We start from the raw sequence: 16456 nt of genomic DNA, 5'->3' as shown, positions 1-16456 counted from the left end.
GCCGGGAGAAACCCCCAGAACCACGTCCACCACATCCTCCGGGATTGGAGCATCGGCCACCGGCTTCCGGTGGCGCACCGTCGACATCGTGGTCGCCGCCGTCCTGGGTGTCGCCATCGGCGTCATCTTCTGGTTCTGGGGGATGCTGTGGGAGTCCACCGCCCCCCTCTTCCTCTTCTTCCCGCCCGCCCAGGCGGTGATCTACGGCATGTGGCTGGTGCCCGGCGTGCTCGGCATGCTCATCATCCGGAAGCCGGGTGCCGGTGTGCTCACCTCGGTCGCGGCGGCCACAGTGTCGATGCTGCTCGGCACCCACTGGGGGCTGGTGGTGGTCCTCGCGGGGCTGCTGCAGGGCCTGATGCCCGAGGTGGTCTTCGCGCTCGGCCGCTACCGCTTCTGGGGGATGGGGATCTCCGTGCTCGCCGGTGCCGCCGCCGGTCTGGCGCCGACGGCCATGGACCTGACCCTCTACTACGCCGACTGGCCGTTCGCGTACATGGCCGCCTACGGGGGCATCGTCGTGCTCAGCGCCGCGGTCATCGCCGGGGTCGGCGGCCGCCTGCTGACCACCGCCCTGGCCCGCGCGGGCGCGCTCACGCCCTTCCCCTCGGCACGCGGATGAGCGGGGGCGCCGCCCGGGGTGGTGCCGGGGTGCGGCTCGCCGGGTGGGGGTGGCGGCACGGCGCCCGCGACGCGTGGGCGCTGCGCGGCGTCGACCTGGTGGTCGAGCCGGGCGAGCGGGTCCTGCTCCTCGGCGCCTCCGGGGCGGGCAAGAGCACGCTGCTGCACGCCATCGCCGGACTCACCGGGCCCGACGCCGCCATCACCGGTGAGCAGGAGGGGATACTCCTCGTCGACGGCGAGCCCGCCGACCGCCGCCGGGGCGACATCGGACTGGTCAGCCAGGACCCGGAGACCCAGCTCGTGATGGCGCGGAGCGGCGACGACGTCGCCTTCGGCCTGGAGAACCGCGCCGTGCCCCGCGCGGACATCTGGCCGCGCGTGCGCGCGGCGATGGACCAGGTGGGGTTCCCCTACGACGTGGAGCGGCCGACCTCCGCGCTGTCCGGCGGCGAGAAGCAGCGGCTGGTCATCGCCGGGACCCTGGCGATGAACCCGCGCCTGCTGCTGCTCGACGAGCCCACCGCCAACCTCGACCCGGCCGGGGCGCGGCTCGTGCGCGAGGTCGTGGCGGACCTGGTCGCCACCACCGAGGCCACGCTGGTGCTGGTCGAGCATCGCGTGGCCGACGTGGTCGGACTGGTAGACCGGGTCGTCGTGCTCGAACCGGGCGGCGGCGTCATCGCCGATGGCACCCCGGACACCGTCTTCGCTACCCACGGCGCCCACCTCGCCGAGCGGGGCGTGTGGGTGCCGGGCCATGAACCGCGTCCGGATCTCCGGGCCGCCGACACCCCCGCTCCCGCTTCCTCGCTCATCGAGGCGGTCGATCTGGTGGCCCGCGAACCCGGTGGTCCCGGGCCGCGCACCGGCGTGCCCGCGACGATCCTGGACAGCGTGGACGCGATGGTGACGTCCGCGACGGCCACAGCCCTGACCGGCCCCAACGGGGCGGGCAAGTCCACCCTGCTCATGCTGCTGGCCGGGCTCACCGCGCCGCACGGCGGGGCCGTCGAGCCGCGCGGCGTCTTGGCCGGGGTCGATAGGCGCCCCCTGATCCGCTGGCCCGCGCACCGTCTCGCCCGGCACCTGGGCACGGTCTTCCAGCACGCCGAGGACCAGTTCGTCACGGGCGGCGTCCGCGACGAACTCGCCTTCGCCCCCCGCCGCACGGGACTGGGCGAGCGCGAGGCAGCGGCGTGGGTGGAGGAACTGCTGGCCAGGCTGCGCCTCACCCACCTCGCCGACGTGCACCCCGCCACGCTCTCCGGCGGCGAGAAACGGCGGCTTTCGGTCGCGACGGCCCTCAGCTCGGGCCCGGCCCACGCCCCCGACGTGCTGCTGCTGGACGAGCCGACCTTCGGCCAGGACGCCCGCACCTGGTCCGAGCTGGTGACCCTCCTCGCCGACCTGCGAAGCGAGGGGCGGGCGATCGTCATGGCCACCCACGACACCCTGCTGCTCGACCGGTTCACCGACGTCGAACTGCGCGTGGGCGGGGGCGCCGTCACCAGCGTCGCCTCCGCCCCATCGGCAGCTGGGGAGGCAACCGGATGACCACCCACCCCACGGATCCGCACACCGCGGCCGACACCCGGGAATCCATCCCCGAGGCGTCGCCCACCCCCGAGGGTCGAGCGGCGGCTCCGCGGCTCTCGCGCGTTCCCGGCAAGCCGAAGGCTCGCGCTTCCGGCGCCTCCGCGGCGTCCTCCGCCCGTGAGGCGTGGCTCCGGCGTGCTAACCCGGCCGCGAAGGTGGTGGCGGCGCTGCTGGTGACCGCCGCTCTGGTCCCGACGGTCGACCCGGTCACGCCCGGCGTCGTGCTGGCCGCCGTCGTGGTTCTCCTGCCGTTCGCGGGCATCGCCCGGCGCACCGCCGCCACCCTCGGCGGGCCGCTGCTCCTGGCAGCGCTGTCGGTCGGAGCCGTCAACCTCGTTTTCGGTGAGAGCGGCCCGCTCACCGCCTTCGGCCTGGCCGTGCGCCTGCTGGCCATCGCTCTGCCCGGCGTGCTGGTGGCCGCCACCAGCAACCCCACCGAGCTGACCGACGCGCTGGTCCAGCGGCTCAAGGTCCCCGAACGCCCCGCGATGGGCGTGCTGGCGGCGCTCCGGCTGATCCCGCTGCTCGCCGACCAGTGGCGCACCCTCACCCTGGCCCGCCGCGCCCGCGGGCTGGAAGCGGGCTGCAACCCGTTGACCGCCGCCACGATCTTCACCGGCAAGGCCTTCGCGCTCCTGGTGCGCTCCATCCGCACCGGAACCCTGCTCGCCACCGCCATGGACGCCCGCGCCTTCGGCACCGGCCCCCGCACCCACGCCCGTGAAAGCACCTGGCGCCGCTCGGACACCGGCCTCCTCATCGGCACGGTGCTTCTTGTCGCCGCAGCCCACGGCATCTCCCTCGCCTTGGGCACCTGGACGCCACTCTTCGTGTGACGGGCAAGCCCACTCCCACCGGGAAGCCGACCGAGGTCTCGTGATGACCCGGCTGCCATCCTGGTGCGATGGACGACGCTGACGACATCGTGATCGACCGGCAGGCGGCGCGGGCGTGGCCCGCGATGGTGGTGGAGTACGCGCGCGGGTGGGTGCTGCGCTCCTCGCCCGGTGTCGCGCGCAGCAGGTCGAACAGTGCTCTTCCACCCCAGCGCGACGCGGTCGACGGCCTGTCCGCTGTCCAGGAGTTCTACGCGCGACGGGACCAGCCGATCCTGATCCAGGTCTCGCCCGCCCACCGGCATTCCATGCTCGATGACCACTTGGCCGACCGCGGATTCCAGCGCCTGTCACCGACGCTGGTTATGCGCGCGTCGCTGGCCGAGGAACCAGGGCTAAAGGTCGGGCGGGGCCGCCGCACCGGAGTGGGCGGCGAGCGGTGGCCGGTCCGTCTCGGCCATCGGGACGAGGCGTGGACCCGAACGCTCCAGTGGGTCGACGGGCGCAGCGACGCCGCCGGTGAACTGGTCATGGACCGAATCCCGGGGCGTACGGTCTTCGCGCGCGTCATGGACGGTGCGACGGTCGCAAGCGTTGGGGCCGGGGTCGTCGATGGGGGATGGCTCGGCGTCTTCTGCATGGGAACCCGGCCGGAGTACCGGCGCCGCGGAACGGCGACCGCGCTCCTGCGGTCGCTGCTCACATGGGGGCGGGACAAGGGAGCCCGTTCGGCGTGGTTGCAGGTCGAGGAGGGCAACACCGCCGCTCGCAAGCTGTACGAGGCGCACGGGTTCGAGGAGTCGCACAGGTACCACTACCGGCGGTCGACCGGGTAAGCCCGTGGCCCAGCCGTCCGATGGTCCGAACAGCCAGAAGTTCCTTACCTGCTGGTGAGAAACCACAGCGCGGGCCAGGGGATCTTCCGGGAAAACCCGAATCGACTCTCCACATCTGGAAGTCTGGGCCTTCCCGCCCTCGGAGACGAACGGGACAATGGAGCCGACGGTAACGCTGACACTGCTCGCCGCCGCGGGCGGTTCGGTTCGAGGCCTGCTCGACCTGTACACCGCGGTGATCACGTGGCAGTCGGCCTGCCGCGACCACCTTGAGCGCAACGGCGACACCGCCGAACGCCCGCGGTTCCGGAGCAGAGTCGACCTCGGCCCCGACCTGTTGGCCGGTCTGTTTCACGTGGTGCTCGGCGCGTTCGTGGGCCTCGTGCTGACCCTGGCGGGGCAGGTCGAGTCGGCGTTCATGGCGCTGATGGCGGGTGTCGCGGCTCCGGCGGTGCTACAGCAGATGGCCACGGTCAAGGGCCGGGTGGTGCACACGCAGACGTTCGGAGTACAGAGTGGCGAGGGGTCGGACTACGGCGTGCTGCCCCCGCCCCGGAACCCGGCGCCTCCCGACACAGCGCCCGACCCCTCGGAGGGCGACGCTGGGAGCAAGGGGGAGTGAGTATGACGGAATGCTCGTTCTGGAACCGCACACTGGCCGCCATCGCAGGGACCGACCGGGTGCTGTTGGTCCCGGCGTCCGAGGGCGGCCGCGGCGTAGTGGGCCTGGGGACGCGGACCATGGCCGCGGTCCTGGGAACAGGCATGCCGCCCGCGCGCGGGGCGGCCCCCGCGCGTAGCCGCGTCGCCCCGGCCGGCCTCCCGCGGCTGGTCGATACCGCTCTGGCCGACCTCCTGACCGGGGTGCGGCACGCGGATGGTCCCGCGAGGATGCGGCTGAGGGCGCAGCTCCGAAGACCGCCGACCCGCCAGGTCGACCTCGGCCACTACACGTCCTCCTGGCTGCAGTATCTCGCGCGCGAGATCGATGACGCCCGTGCGCGCCTGCTGACCCCAGGGCTCGACCTCGACGTGGTGCGCGACCCCGTACTGGCGGACTACCTGTCGAGGGGGTTGAGGGATACGCTCAGCCGCGTGTCGCTGTGTGTTCGCGACATCGCGCGCGTCCTGGACCTGGCGTCGGATGTCGCGTGGGAGGCGGGGATCTCCACGCCTCTCCCGGCTGCGCGGCAGGTCGTCGGCGAGCTGGGCGACGCCCTGGAACGTGTCCTGACGCGCGTCATCGATGTGGAACCGACGCGGGTCAGCATCGTTTTCGCCGAGTTCGACTTCATCCGGGACCGCGCCCAGCGGCTCGTCCAGTCCCATACGGAGGTCCGCGCGCGGGTCGAGGACCTGATCGGGGCCGAAGATGCCCCGACCGGCACCGTGGTGGAGGAGGACCTGGGTGTGCTGTTCCGCAGGGCCTACCGGCTGCATTGCTGCGCCATGCTCCTGCGCCTGCTCGACCCCGATGTGCGGGAGAACTACGCGCGCCCGGACATCCAGCGCGCGCAGGAGTGCTTCGCCGAGGTGAGGCGGGAGTGCGGTGAGTTCTTCGCCACCGATCTGCGGGAGGTCGATCTGCGGGGAATCGACCTCGGCGGCGTGCGGTGGGGGCAGGGGACGCTCTGGCCCCCGGAGCACGAGCGGGAGATCCGCGACCGCTCGCGGCTGCTCGACGACGGCGTGTTCGAGATCAGCGAGGGTGTGGGCACGGGCCCGTGCTCGAACAGTGTGAGCTGATGGGGGGCGTCCTGCGGAGCGGATCGCTGAGCTGGAAAACCAGGAGACGTCCCATCATGTGCGCTGCTAGCGTCCGGCTCCATGAACCCCGTAACCGATGCAGAGATCCGCTCGTCCTTCGCGAACTGCTCCAAGGGCGAGGCCAAGAGGGCCAATCTCCCCAAGGGGCTGAACGAGATGCCCTGGGACGACCTCGACTTCCTGGGGTGGCGCGACCCGGGGGCGCTGGACCGCGGTTACATCGTCGCCGAGCGGGAGAGCGGACTGGTCGGGGTGACGCTTCGGGCGTCCAGTGGGGTGCGGCGGAGCCTGACCAAGAGCAACATCTGCTCGCTGTGCTCCACCGCGCACGCCGGGACCGGGGTGGTGCTCTACGCCGCGCGCCGGGTGGGGGCGGCCGGTCGGCAGGGCAATACCGTGGGCGCCTACATCTGCGGTGACCTCGCCTGTTCGCTCTATGTCCGGGAAAAGAAGAAGAACGCCGCGGCGGAGCGGCACCTGGAGGGCGTGCCGGTAGAGGACCAGATCGCCGATACCGTCCGCAACCTTGAGCAGTTCCTGGACCGGGTCCTCGACGTCTCCGCCTAGGAGCGGGGACCCTGACGGCACAGCGGGCCGGCACGGTCGGCCCCTGGGAGGAACGCGAGAGCCGTTCATGGTAGGCAAGGGTGAGCCAGACCTCAGTGCCGAGATGTGTTAGTGAAAGGTAGGCGACCGTGGGCGAGTTCGTTCGTGTCGAGGCCGACCCGGCCAACCCCGCCGTAGCCGTGATCCGCTTGGACCGTCCCAAGATGAACGCGCTCAACGCGCAGGTGCAGCGGGAGATCGGTGCCGCGGCAGAGCAGGTGGGCGCCGACGACGCGGTGCGCGCGGTCGTCATCTACGGCGGCGAGAAGGTCTTCGCCGCCGGGGCCGACATCAAGGAGATGGCGGACATGAGCTACGCCGACATGTCCGCGCACTCTCGGGCGCTGCAGGATTCCTTCACCGCTGTCGCCCGCATCCCCAAACCGGTCATCGCCGCCATCACCGGCTACGCCCTGGGCGGCGGCTGCGAGCTCGCGCTGTGTGCCGACTTCCGCGTGGCCGCCGACGACGCGAAGCTCGGCCAGCCCGAGATCCTCCTCGGCGTCATCCCGGGCGCCGGGGGCACGCAGCGTCTTTCCCGGCTGGTCGGACCGGCCAGGGCCAAGGACCTCATCTACACCGGCCGCATGGTCGCGGCCGATGAGGCGCAGCGGATCGGCCTGGTCGACGAGATCGCCCCGGCGGCCGAGGTGTACTCCACGGCCGCCGCTATGGCGGCGCGCTACGCCAAGGGTCCGGCGATCGCGCTGCGGGCCGCCAAGCAGGCGATCGACAACGGACTGGAGACCGACCTCGACACGGGGCTGGAGATCGAGCGGCTCCACTTTTCCGGCCTGTTCGCCACCGAGGACCAGAAGACCGGTATGCGCAGCTTCGTGGAGCAGGGGCCTGGGAAGGCGACGTTCTCCGGCCGGTAGGTCGAGCCGCGGTCCCTCCGCCTCCCGTGTGGCAGGGGGAGCAGCCTGGGGCGTGGCCGCCCGCCCGCCCGTCCGAATCCCCGCGCCCCGCTGCGGAGCCCCGCCTTCCCGCACCGTGCCGCGGGGGAGGGGCCGCGGTCGTCTCCGTGTCCGAAATCCGTGATTCGCGGGCGCTTTTCCGGAACCGGGGACAAAATTTTTCCGTCATACTCGTGGGGTCACCCGAATAGCGTCATGCGTGGCATGGCGCTGGGGTCGTTTCTTCCCCCGAGCAATCGGGGGATCCGGGTGGTGTCGACACCATGCGCCCGCGCCACGGTGGCGGTTGCCCCCGCGGGCACCGGACGAGTGGATGCGGGTGGAGATTCACGAGACGTGACGGCCGCCCCCCCGGGGCCGCGTGGCCGTCACGAAACCCGGATGTTTCCGCCAGCTAGGCTGGACGTGGTGATATGCGGGCATTGAGGGGATGAAATCGCTATGGCAATGACGGCAGGTTTCCCCGAGGGCGAGGAGCTGCCGGAGCGTATTGGCCCGTACGTGATCCGCCGCCGTATCGGGCAGGGCGGAATGGGCGTTGTGTATCAGGCCGAAGACCCCCGCACGGATCGGCTGGTCGCGATCAAGGTGCTCCGTCCGGAGGTGGCGGGCGACCAGATCGCGCGCGCCCGGCTGGACCGTGAGGTCGCGACGATGCGCCTGGTGCACAGCCGCAACGTCGCCGAGGTGATCGACGCCGACACCTCCGCCCGGCTGCCATGGGTCGTCACCGAATACGTCCCCGGCCCCACGCTCGACTCCACGGTCACCAACCACGGCCCCCTGCGCGGTCGCGCGCTCACACGCTTCGTGACCGGACTCGCCCAGGCGATCGACGACATCCACGCCGCTGACGTCATCCACCGGGACCTCAAGCCGGGCAACGTCATCATCTCCAACGGCGAGCCGATCGTCATCGACTTCGGCATCGCCCACGCGGTCGACGGCGCCAAGCTGACCCAGACCGGCACCTTCGTCGGTACCCCGAGCTACCTCTCGCCCGAGGTCATCGAGGGCACCGACCTCGGTCCCGCCACGGACGTGCACGCCTGGGGCGCCACCGTCGCCTTCGCCGCCACCGGCGAGGCGCCCTACGGCGCGGGCTCGTTCGAGGTCATCTTCTTCCGCATCCTCAACGGCGAGATCAACATCGACGGCGTCCCCGAGGCGCTGCGGCCGATGATCATGCGGGCGGTCTCCCGCGACATGGCGTCGCGGCCGACGGCCGCGCAGCTGGTCGCCGAGGCCCGGCAGCTCAACCTCGACCTGCCCTGGACCGAGGACGCGGCGCACGCGAGCACCGGGCTTACCGGGAGCCACACCGTGCACGCACCCATGCCCGATCAGCAGCGCGGCACCGCCTCGGCGTCCGGTCCCGGCGCGGCGGCCGGAGGAGCGGCGGCAGGCGCTGCGGCCGGCGCGATGGCCGGCGCCGCCATGGGGCCGGGCGACGGCGATCCCGCGGCCCCGCGGACCCCGGCCGATCCCGACGCGCGGACGACGCGGCAGGCGCCGCCGTCCGACGACGCGGGAACGGCCACCGGGATGGCTCCGACCGACGAGACCGGTCGGCCCGACCGCACGATGGTCGCGGGGAGCGGCGCCTTCGACCAGGCGACGCGGGCCGTTCCGGTGGACGAGCCGCAGGCCACCGGCTACCTGCCGCCCGATGAGCCGGACAACGACCGCGCCGGCCCGCACACGATGTACTACGACTCCACCCTGCGGCCGGAGGAGTTCCGAGACATCCTCACGCCCGTCGATCAGAACGGGCCCGCGCGCCGTGCCGACCATACGGCCACGTTCCAGGGTGACGACTATGAGGACGAGCCGCGGCGCGGCCTGTTCGACCGGATCAAGGGCTCTGGCAGTGACCGGCTCAGCGACTACCTGGGCACCCGCGGCGACGGATACCACGACGACTACGACGACGCGGAGCCGCGTCGGCTGCCGTCGCTCATCCTCATCCCGGTTCTGCTCCTGCTGGCCGGGTTGGGGCTGCTGGTGCCCTGGGTGGGGCTCGCCCTCGGCGTTCTCGTCGCCTCGGTGCTGGGCGCGCTGAACCTGGTCAAGGCCGAGCACGCCCGTCGGCTCCAGACCCGGGGCCCGCGCAGTTCCGACAGCGTGGTGATCGCACTGAGTATGCCGTGGGCGCTGATACGCAACCTCGGCACGACGCTGCTGTACGGCGCGGGGTACCTCCTCGGCGGCCTGGTCATCGGGCTGATCATCGCGTTCACCACCGGGCAGAACGACGCCAACACCGTGAGCTCCTATGCCATCGTGATCGTGGTGCTCGGCAGCTTCCTCGGCCCCAACGGGCGCGGCGCGCGCGTTGAAGCGGTGCGGCTCGTCGACAGGATCAACATCCGCAACGTCTATGTGTACTGGGGAGTGATCGCCGCTCTCGTCCTGTTCACGATGCTGGTCTACTCCTTCGGGCTGACCGCGGCGGCCTACTGGGGCGGGGCCGGCCCGGCGGACTGGTTCGCTTCGGCCCCGACAAGTAATTAGGTTAGGCTTGCCTTTATTGAAACCGCGCCGGGGTCGGCGTTTGCCCTCTGGCTACTAGTCAGTAACATCGGGGGTATCACCTGAGTCATCAGGCGGGATGGCGTGACGTGAACGTCGCCCCGCTGCCGGATGACACCGGAGCATTTGGCACCCTTAGGGACCATACGCAGCAAAGACGCAGCAGGCGTCCGCGCCGCCCGAGCGGGCGGCGCACAAGAGCGCAGGGAGGTCGGCCACCGGCCATGAATATTGTCGTTTTGGTCAAGCAGGTCCCGGACACGGCGACCGAGCGGAAACTCTCGTCGGATGACAACACGCTGGACCGCGCGGCGTCGGACGGTGTCATCAACGAACTCGACGAGTACGCGATCGAGGAGGCACTGCTTCTCAAGGAGAAGCACGGCGGCGAGGTCACCATCCTGACGATGGGCCCGGACCAGGCGACGGACTCGATCCGCAAGGCCCTCTCCATGGGCGCCGACAAGGCCGTCCACCTCGTGGACGACGAGCTGCACGGCTCCGACGCCCTGCAGACGGCCTACGCGCTGTCCCAGGCGCTTCGCAAGGTCGGCTTCGACCTGGTGGTCCTGGGCTCGGAGTCGACCGACGCCCGGACCGGCGTCGTGGGCGCGGCCCTGGCCGAGTACCTCGGCGCGCCGCAGCTCACCCTCGCGGGCAAGGTCGACGTCGACGGCTCCGCCATCAAGGTCCAGCGCCAGACCGACTACGGCTACGACGTCGTCGAGGCGCAGCTCCCGGCCGTGGTCTCCGTCGTCGAGAAGATCAACGAGCCGCGCTACCCGTCGTTCAAGCTCATCATGCAGGCGAAGAAGAAGCCGGTGGAGAAGCTGACGATCGCCGACGCCGAGATCGACCCCGCCAAGGTCGGCCTCGCCAACGCCGGGACCGAGACGCTGGACTTCGCCGCGGCCCCGCCGCGTGCCGCGGGCACCATCGTCAAGGACGAGGGTGACGGCGGTGTGAAGGTCGCCGACTTCCTCACCGAGAAGAAGTTCGTGTAGGTCCGGCGGAGACGAAAGAAGGATTAGGGATATGGCTGAGGTCCTCGTCCTCGTCGACCACGTCGACGGAGAGGTCAAGAAGGTCACCACCGAGCTGCTCACCGCGGCCCGCCGCATCGGCGAGCCCGCGGCCGTGTGGATCGGTGAGGGTGCCGAGTCGGGCAAGGCCAAGCTGGCCGAGTTCGGCGCCGAGAAGGTCTACGTCGCGTCGGCCGAACTGAACGACTACGTCGTCGCCCCGAAGGCGGAGCTGCTGGCCAAGCTGGCCGGTGAGAAGTCCGCCGCCGCCATCCTCGTCTCGGCCACCGCCGAGAACAAGGAGGTCGCCGGCCGGACCGCCGTCAAGCTGGGCTCCGGCGTGCTCACCGACGTCGTCGACGTCAACGCCGAGCTGGTCGCCGAGCACAGCATCTTCGGTGGCGCCACCATCACCCACGCCAAGGTGAGGTCCGGTGTGCCGGTCATCGCGGTGCGTCCGAACTCCGTGCCGGCGGAGGCGGCCCAGGGCGCCGCCGCTCAGGAGCAGGTCACCGTAGAGATCTCCGACGCGGCCAAGGGCGCGAAGGTCGTGGAGCGCGTCGAGCAGGAGCGCGGCGCGCGTCCGGAGCTCACCGAGGCCGCGATCGTGGTCTCCGGCGGCCGCGGTGTCGGCTCGGACGACTTCTCGGTCGTCGAGCAGCTGGCGGACTCGCTCGGTGCCGCCGTCGGCGCTTCCCGCGCCGCCGTCGACTCCGGCTGGTACCCCAACCAGTTCCAGGTCGGCCAGACCGGTAAGACGGTCAGCCCGAACCTGTACATCGCGCTGGGCATCTCCGGTGCCATCCAGCACCGCGCCGGTATGCAGACCTCGAAGAACATCGTCGCGGTCAACAAGGACCCCGAGGCACCGATCTTCGAGCTCGCCGACTTCGGCGTCGTGGGCGACCTGCACAAGGTCGCGCCGCAGCTGACCGAGGAGATCAACAAGCGCAAGTAGCGCGACGAGCGCGCAGCGCCACGCCGCGGCAGCGACGGCGGTGGCCCCGGGCAGCGCGCCCGGGGCCACCGCTTTTGCTGGCCTTCTCCCGGCGGGCGGTCGCCTCGGGTACGGAAGGTGGGCCCGGCCACCTCTGGCCACTCCGGACCGGCCGGGGCGATTCGTCGCAATTCACCGCCGTATCCTGAGAAGGCCATGGTGTATCTGGATCACGCAGCCACGACATCCGTCCGTCCCGAGGTCATCGCGGACATGACGGAGGAGTTCGGCCACCTCGGGAACGCGTCGTCACTGCATGGCGCGGGACGCCGGGCCCGCCGGGCGGTGGAGGAGGCACGGGAGGTCATCGCCGACGCGACCGGGGCCGCGCCCAACGAGGTGGTGTTCACCGCGGGCGGGACCGAGGCCGACAACCTCGCCGTCAAGGGGCTGTACTGGGCCCGCAACCAGGCCGACGCCGCGCGGCGCAGGATCCTCGTCAGCGCGGTGGAGCACCACGCTGTGCTGGACCCGGCGCGGTGGATGGCCGACCACCAGGGCGCGGTGTACGAGGAGCTGCCGGTCGACGGGTTCGGCCGGGTCCGTCCCGAGACGCTGCGCGAGGCGATCGAACGCGACCCCGGCGACGTCGCGCTGGTCTCGGTGATGTGGGCCAACAACGAGGTCGGCACCGTGCAGCCGATCCACGAACTCGCCGCGATCGCGCGCGAGTACGCCATCCCGTTCCACACCGACGCTGTTCAGGCCGTTGGCTCCGAGCCGGTCGACTTCGCCGCCTCCGGGGTATCGGCGCTCACCCTGACCGGCCACAAGATCGGCGGCCCGGTGGGCGCCGGTGCGCTGGTCCTGGCCCGCGGGGTCGACCCCGTCCCCGTGCTGCACGGCGGCGGTCAGGAACGCGAGGTCCGCTCGGGCACCCTGATGACGCCGCTGCTGCGCGGGTTCGCCACGGCCACGCGACTGGCGGTCGAAGAGCGCGTGGACCACGCCGCACATCTTGTCGCGCTGCGCGACGAGCTCATCGCCACGGTCCGCAAGGCCGTCCCCGACATCGTCGTCAACGGCCACCCCGTCGAGCGGCTGGCCGGAAACGCCCACATCTCGTTCCCCGGCTGCGAGGGCGACGCGCTCCTCATGCTGCTCGACGCGCACGGCATCGCGTGCTCGACCGGTTCGGCGTGCTCCGCCGGTGTGGCCCAGCCCAGCCACGTGGTGCTGGCCATGGGCGCCGACGCGGAGACCGCGCTCAGCTCCCTGCGCTTCTCGCTGGGGCACGGCTCATCGACCGACGACATCACCGCGCTCGGCGCGGCCATCGGCCCCGCCGTGGAGCGGGCCCGGGCCGCCCGGAGCAAGCGCCGCTGACAGCCGCGCGTCCCCGAGACCTTCGGAAGCACGCTGGCTGCAGAGCGTCGTGGTCAGCGCGTGGGGAAAGGCGGGCGTTACTGGCCCAGCTGGCGCTTGATCGGCTTCAGCAGCTGATTGACGCTGTCCCAGGTCGGGTCCAGGCGGCTGCGCACCAGGGCGCGCCCTTCCGACCACTCCCGGACGGTGGCCTCCAGCTCCGGCAGGACGCCCGATTCCGGGTCCACGTAGTAGTGGAGCAGCCGCTGGCCGCCCACGGTCTGCCGGGCGAGCAGCGCTCCGTTGTCCCCGAGCAGGTCGTCCAGGCGCGCCGTGAACGCCTCCAGGGCGGAGGCCGACGGTTCGGCGGGCAGCTTGTCGGCGTCGCTGTTGGCGTACGGCAGGGCGACGGTCACCGACAGGCTCATCGCCGGGAAGTCGCGGCGGTGCAGCGGGTGCCTAACCGCGATCTCGATGATGCCGCGCAGCGGGATGCGCCCCTGCACGGTGACCCATCCGCCGCTGCCGAACGCCCCGGCCAGCTGCCGCACGACCGATGGCATCGACGTCGGCGGAAGCGGGTCCAGGGGCTTCTCCGACAGCGGCGTGACCTGGGAGATCCAGCGCACGTAGTCGTCCTCGCCGAGCGCGAGCAGTACCACGTGCTCGGCCACCGCCTGCTGCGCCTCCTCGGGGAGGAACATGTTGTCCGGGTGGTAGACCCCGGCCTCCATCATGCTCCGCTGCTGGTCCACCCGGAGCGAGACGCTGCAGTGGGAGAGGTCGAGCTCGTGGTCGTCGGCCGTGTAGGTCTCGCCGAGCTTGGCGTGGTCGGCGGGGATGGCCGGGAAGAAGTGCCAGTCGGGGTCCTCGGGGGCGGCGCGCATCCACCGCTCGGCCAGCACCCGTGCCTCGTCGTCGGCGCCCGCCACCAGCGTCAGCGCGTAGGAGGGCGCGCCCTCCGCGGCCGCCTCGTCCGCTTCCGTCAGCCGCGCCAGCAGTTCCTCGGGGGCCGCGTCGGCGGGCAGCCCGAGGTCCCCCAAGCCGCCCAGGCCGCCCGGGTCGGAGCTGGGAGCGGGGGACACCTGCCACGCCAACGCGGGATGGATGCGCGTGACGCGGTCGGTCAGACGTTGTGCGACCTCGGCGGAAACCGCCGACCCGGCATCGATCGAGGCCGCCAGCTCGTCACGGACGTCGGCCCACTGGGACCAGAACTCGTCAACGGCGACGGCGGAGTCGGATGCTGCGGCATTGCGGCGACGGAACAGAGCCATGGCCACGATTTTCGCAGAGCTGAGCGGCTGCTGCGGCACCAGCGGACGTTCGCCGTCCGGTCTTTGCTCAAATCGGGCACGTTGGTCGAGGAGATTGGTCGAGGAGAGAAGACGGTGGCGAACGCTGCCGTGTGATGTGGGCGACGACCGGTCGGCGTCCCACCGGGCACGGGGGAGCGGCACCACAGCCCCTGCGCCGGTCACAGCGGTGCGCCGCCGCGTGGGAAAAGCGGTGTCGGACGTCGTCCTCGGTGGCCGCGGTGGCATTAGTCTGGAAGGCGTTATGACTTTGCGCGTACTCGCCGCCATGTCGGGCGGCGTCGACTCCGCGGTCGCGGCCGCCCGCGCGGCCGAGGCCGGGCACGACGTCACCGGTGTGCACCTGGCCCTTTCCAAGAATCCGCAGTCCTACCGCACGGGCGCGCGGGGCTGCTGCACCGTCGAGGACTCCCGCGACGCCCGGCGCGCCGCGGACGTCATCGGCATCCCCTTCTACGTGTGGGACATGGCCGAGGAGTTCGACCGCGAGGTCGTCCAGGACTTTGTCGCCGAATACTCGGCGGGGCGCACCCCCAACCCGTGCCTGCGCTGCAACGAGAAGATCAAGTTCGAAGCGGTGCTGGACCGCGCCATCGCGCTCGGGTTCGACGCCGTGGCCACCGGCCACCACGTCCGCAAGGTCGACGGCCGCCTTGTGCGCAGCGTCGACGCCGACAAGGACCAGTCCTACGTGCTCGGTGTGCTCACGCGCGAGCAGGTGGCGCACGCCATGTTCCCGCTGGGCGACTGCACCAAGGACGAGGTGCGGGCCGAGGCGGACCGGCGCGGCCTGTCCGTGGCCGACAAGCCGGACAGCCACGACATCTGCTTCATCGCCGACGGCGACACCGCGGGGTTTCTGAACAACCGGCTGGGCGGGGAGCCCGGCCCGATCAAGGACGAGTCCGGCGAGGTCCTGGGGACGCACAACGGGGCGCACACCTTCACGGTCGGCCAGCGCAAGGGCCTGAACCTGGGTGGGGCGCCCGACCGCCGCTATGTGCTGTCCATCGAGCCGGTGAACAACACGGTCACGGTGGGGCCGCGCTCGTCGCTGCGCGTGGACGAGATCGTCGGGCAGCGCCCGGTGTGGAGCGGCTGCGACCCGATCACCGAGCCGACCGCCTGTACCGTGCAGCTGCGCGCGCACGGCGAGGTGTATGGCTGCACGGCCTGGCAGCGCGACGGCGAACTGGTGATCCACCTGGACGAGCCCGCGACCGGCGTGGCGGCCGGGCAGGCGGCCGTCCTGTATGACGGCGACACCGTGCTGGGGTCGGCGACCATCACGGCGACCGCCCGCCGCGAGGAGACGGCCCCGGCGGGCTGACTCCCGGGATGTTCGACCTCCTGGATCTGTCGCTGGTCTCGGAGATATTGACCGAATAATCGACCGAATATCCGCCGAGATGTGGTCGATATCTCCGAGACCAACGTCGCTTGGGGGTGGATGCCCAGCCGTCGGGGGAGGAGTCGGGGTGACACGGCCGACAGTGTCCTTTCATTGGGGTTAGGTTAGCCTTATCGTTGTTGTCGGTCGCACGGGTGTGGAGGAGGCGGCATGCCGTACGGGTTCCTGGAAGGCCAGCCCTTCTGGGTCGTGTACTTCACGCTCTTCGCCATCGTGCTCGTCCGCGCCCAGGCCACCTACTGGCTGGGGCGCGGCGTGTGGGCCGGGCTGCACCGCACCGGCATGGCCGAGCGCTTGGGCACCAAGCTCACCCGCGCGCACGACCTCATCGACCGCTACGGTCCCCCCGCCGTCACCCTGTCGTTCCTGACCGTCGGCATCCAGACCGCCGTCAACTTCACCGCCGGCGCCATGCGGATGAGCTTCCCGCGCTACCTCGTCGCGATGCTCGTCGGCTGCATGGCCTGGGCCGGTGTCTACAGCCTGGGCGGTATCGCCGTCATCGCGGTGTGGTGGAACCTCTTCATCCGCTCCCCGCTCCTCGCCGTGGGCGCCGCCGCCGTGCTGATCGCGCTGGTCGTCGCCCTGGGCCGGGTGCGGCGTCGCCGCAGGGCCGCGGCGGCGGCCGCGTCCGCCGGCCCTGACGGCCCCGCCGAGCCCACCGAGCGCTCCGTGTCCTGACCGGTGGGAA

Annotated in this window: 15 protein-coding genes; 14 read left to right on the top strand and 1 reads right to left on the bottom strand. The window is 71.4% G+C overall.

Translation table 11 applies throughout. The features are described 5' to 3' along the window. The first annotated feature begins 43 nt into the window (after positions 1-43). The 12 genes from ABD259_RS18125 to ABD259_RS18070 all read left to right on the top strand — a co-directional run bounded on the left by ABD259_RS18125 (position 44) and on the right by ABD259_RS18070 (position 13059). Entirely contained in the window at positions 44-622 is a 579-nt protein-coding gene (locus ABD259_RS18125; protein ID WP_344164148.1) for an ECF transporter S component, read from the top strand. Then, complete coding sequence (locus tag ABD259_RS18120; RefSeq protein WP_344164097.1) at positions 619-2178, top strand: ABC transporter ATP-binding protein; 1560 nt, start codon at positions 619-621, stop codon at positions 2176-2178. Before ABD259_RS18125 ends, ABD259_RS18120 begins: the two co-directional genes overlap by 4 nt. Then, a complete protein-coding gene (locus ABD259_RS18115; protein WP_344164094.1) occupies positions 2175-3056 on the top strand; it encodes an energy-coupling factor transporter transmembrane component T family protein in 882 nt (293 codons plus the stop codon). Before ABD259_RS18120 ends, ABD259_RS18115 begins: the two co-directional genes overlap by 4 nt. A 68-nt stretch (positions 3057-3124) precedes the next feature. Beyond that, complete coding sequence (locus ABD259_RS18110; protein ID WP_344106455.1) at positions 3125-3892, top strand: GNAT family N-acetyltransferase; 768 nt, start codon at positions 3125-3127, stop codon at positions 3890-3892. A gap of 157 nt (positions 3893-4049) precedes the next feature. Beyond that, positions 4050-4514 carry a hypothetical protein gene (locus ABD259_RS18105; RefSeq protein WP_344106457.1) on the top strand — a complete coding sequence of 155 codons (465 nt, stop codon included), beginning with the start codon at positions 4050-4052 and terminating at the stop codon, positions 4512-4514. Then, positions 4511-5638: a hypothetical protein gene (locus ABD259_RS18100; RefSeq protein ID WP_344164091.1), complete on the top strand. Its 1128-nt coding sequence runs from the start codon at positions 4511-4513 to the stop codon at positions 5636-5638. Before ABD259_RS18105 ends, ABD259_RS18100 begins: the two co-directional genes overlap by 4 nt. A gap of 81 nt (positions 5639-5719) precedes the next feature. Beyond that, positions 5720-6226, top strand: coding sequence for an FBP domain-containing protein (locus tag ABD259_RS18095; RefSeq protein ID WP_344164087.1), 507 nt, complete (start codon positions 5720-5722; stop codon positions 6224-6226). Between the two features lie 128 nt (positions 6227-6354). Beyond that, positions 6355-7143: an enoyl-CoA hydratase/isomerase family protein gene (locus ABD259_RS18090; RefSeq protein WP_344164084.1), complete on the top strand. Its 789-nt coding sequence runs from the start codon at positions 6355-6357 to the stop codon at positions 7141-7143. A gap of 480 nt (positions 7144-7623) precedes the next feature. After that, entirely contained in the window at positions 7624-9696 is a 2073-nt protein-coding gene (locus ABD259_RS18085) for a serine/threonine-protein kinase (protein WP_344106466.1), read from the top strand. A gap of 242 nt (positions 9697-9938) precedes the next feature. After that, positions 9939-10718 carry an electron transfer flavoprotein subunit beta/FixA family protein gene (locus tag ABD259_RS18080; RefSeq protein ID WP_344106468.1) on the top strand — a complete coding sequence of 260 codons (780 nt, stop codon included), beginning with the start codon at positions 9939-9941 and terminating at the stop codon, positions 10716-10718. 31 nt (positions 10719-10749) lie between these two features. Then, on the top strand, positions 10750-11694 hold the full coding sequence (locus tag ABD259_RS18075; RefSeq protein ID WP_344106470.1) for an electron transfer flavoprotein subunit alpha/FixB family protein: 945 nt from the start codon (positions 10750-10752) through the stop codon (positions 11692-11694). A 195-nt stretch (positions 11695-11889) separates the two neighbouring features. Beyond that, a complete protein-coding gene (locus ABD259_RS18070; RefSeq protein WP_344106472.1) occupies positions 11890-13059 on the top strand; it encodes a cysteine desulfurase family protein in 1170 nt (389 codons plus the stop codon). A 77-nt stretch (positions 13060-13136) separates the two neighbouring features. Here the strand turns inward: ABD259_RS18070 and ABD259_RS18065 are convergent, their stop codons facing one another. Next, positions 13137-14315, bottom strand: coding sequence for a DUF695 domain-containing protein (locus tag ABD259_RS18065; protein ID WP_344106475.1), 1179 nt, complete (start codon positions 14313-14315; stop codon positions 13137-13139). A 283-nt stretch (positions 14316-14598) separates the two neighbouring features. Between ABD259_RS18065 and mnmA the strand changes: the two genes are divergently transcribed. Next, positions 14599-15684, top strand: coding sequence for a tRNA 2-thiouridine(34) synthase MnmA (gene mnmA, locus ABD259_RS18060; RefSeq protein ID WP_344106476.1), 1086 nt, complete (start codon positions 14599-14601; stop codon positions 15682-15684). 231 nt (positions 15685-15915) lie between these two features. Next, positions 15916-16446, top strand: coding sequence for a DedA family protein (locus ABD259_RS18055; protein WP_344106478.1), 531 nt, complete (start codon positions 15916-15918; stop codon positions 16444-16446). Positions 16447-16456 lie beyond the last annotated feature (10 nt).

This window comes from Nocardiopsis rhodophaea, from assembly GCF_039530945.1.
Classification (GTDB): Bacteria; Actinomycetota; Actinomycetes; order Streptosporangiales; family Streptosporangiaceae; genus Nocardiopsis_C; species Nocardiopsis_C rhodophaea.
The sequence above is the reverse complement of the archived record's forward strand: the minus strand, read 5'-3'. Positions and strand labels throughout refer to the sequence as shown.

Bases quoted from the DNA above. Each gene is read 5' to 3' on its own strand.
- ABD259_RS18120 (WP_344164097.1), top strand. From the start codon at position 619: ATGAGCGGGGGCGCCGCCCGGGGTGGTGCCGGGGTGCGGCTCGCCGGG.
- ABD259_RS18115 (WP_344164094.1), top strand. From the start codon at position 2,175: ATGACCACCCACCCCACGGATCCGCACACCGCGGCCGACACCCGGGAA.
- ABD259_RS18110 (WP_344106455.1), top strand. From the start codon at position 3,125: ATGGACGACGCTGACGACATCGTGATCGACCGGCAGGCGGCGCGGGCG.
- ABD259_RS18105 (WP_344106457.1), top strand. From the start codon at position 4,050: ATGGAGCCGACGGTAACGCTGACACTGCTCGCCGCCGCGGGCGGTTCG.
- ABD259_RS18095 (WP_344164087.1), top strand. From the start codon at position 5,720: ATGAACCCCGTAACCGATGCAGAGATCCGCTCGTCCTTCGCGAACTGC.
- ABD259_RS18085 (WP_344106466.1), top strand. From the start codon at position 7,624: ATGGCAATGACGGCAGGTTTCCCCGAGGGCGAGGAGCTGCCGGAGCGT.
- ABD259_RS18080 (WP_344106468.1), top strand. From the start codon at position 9,939: ATGAATATTGTCGTTTTGGTCAAGCAGGTCCCGGACACGGCGACCGAG.
- ABD259_RS18075 (WP_344106470.1), top strand. From the start codon at position 10,750: ATGGCTGAGGTCCTCGTCCTCGTCGACCACGTCGACGGAGAGGTCAAG.
- ABD259_RS18070 (WP_344106472.1), top strand. From the start codon at position 11,890: ATGGTGTATCTGGATCACGCAGCCACGACATCCGTCCGTCCCGAGGTC.
- ABD259_RS18065 (WP_344106475.1), bottom strand. From the start codon at position 14,315: ATGGCTCTGTTCCGTCGCCGCAATGCCGCAGCATCCGACTCCGCCGTC.
- mnmA (WP_344106476.1), top strand. From the start codon at position 14,599: ATGACTTTGCGCGTACTCGCCGCCATGTCGGGCGGCGTCGACTCCGCG.
- ABD259_RS18055 (WP_344106478.1), top strand. From the start codon at position 15,916: ATGCCGTACGGGTTCCTGGAAGGCCAGCCCTTCTGGGTCGTGTACTTC.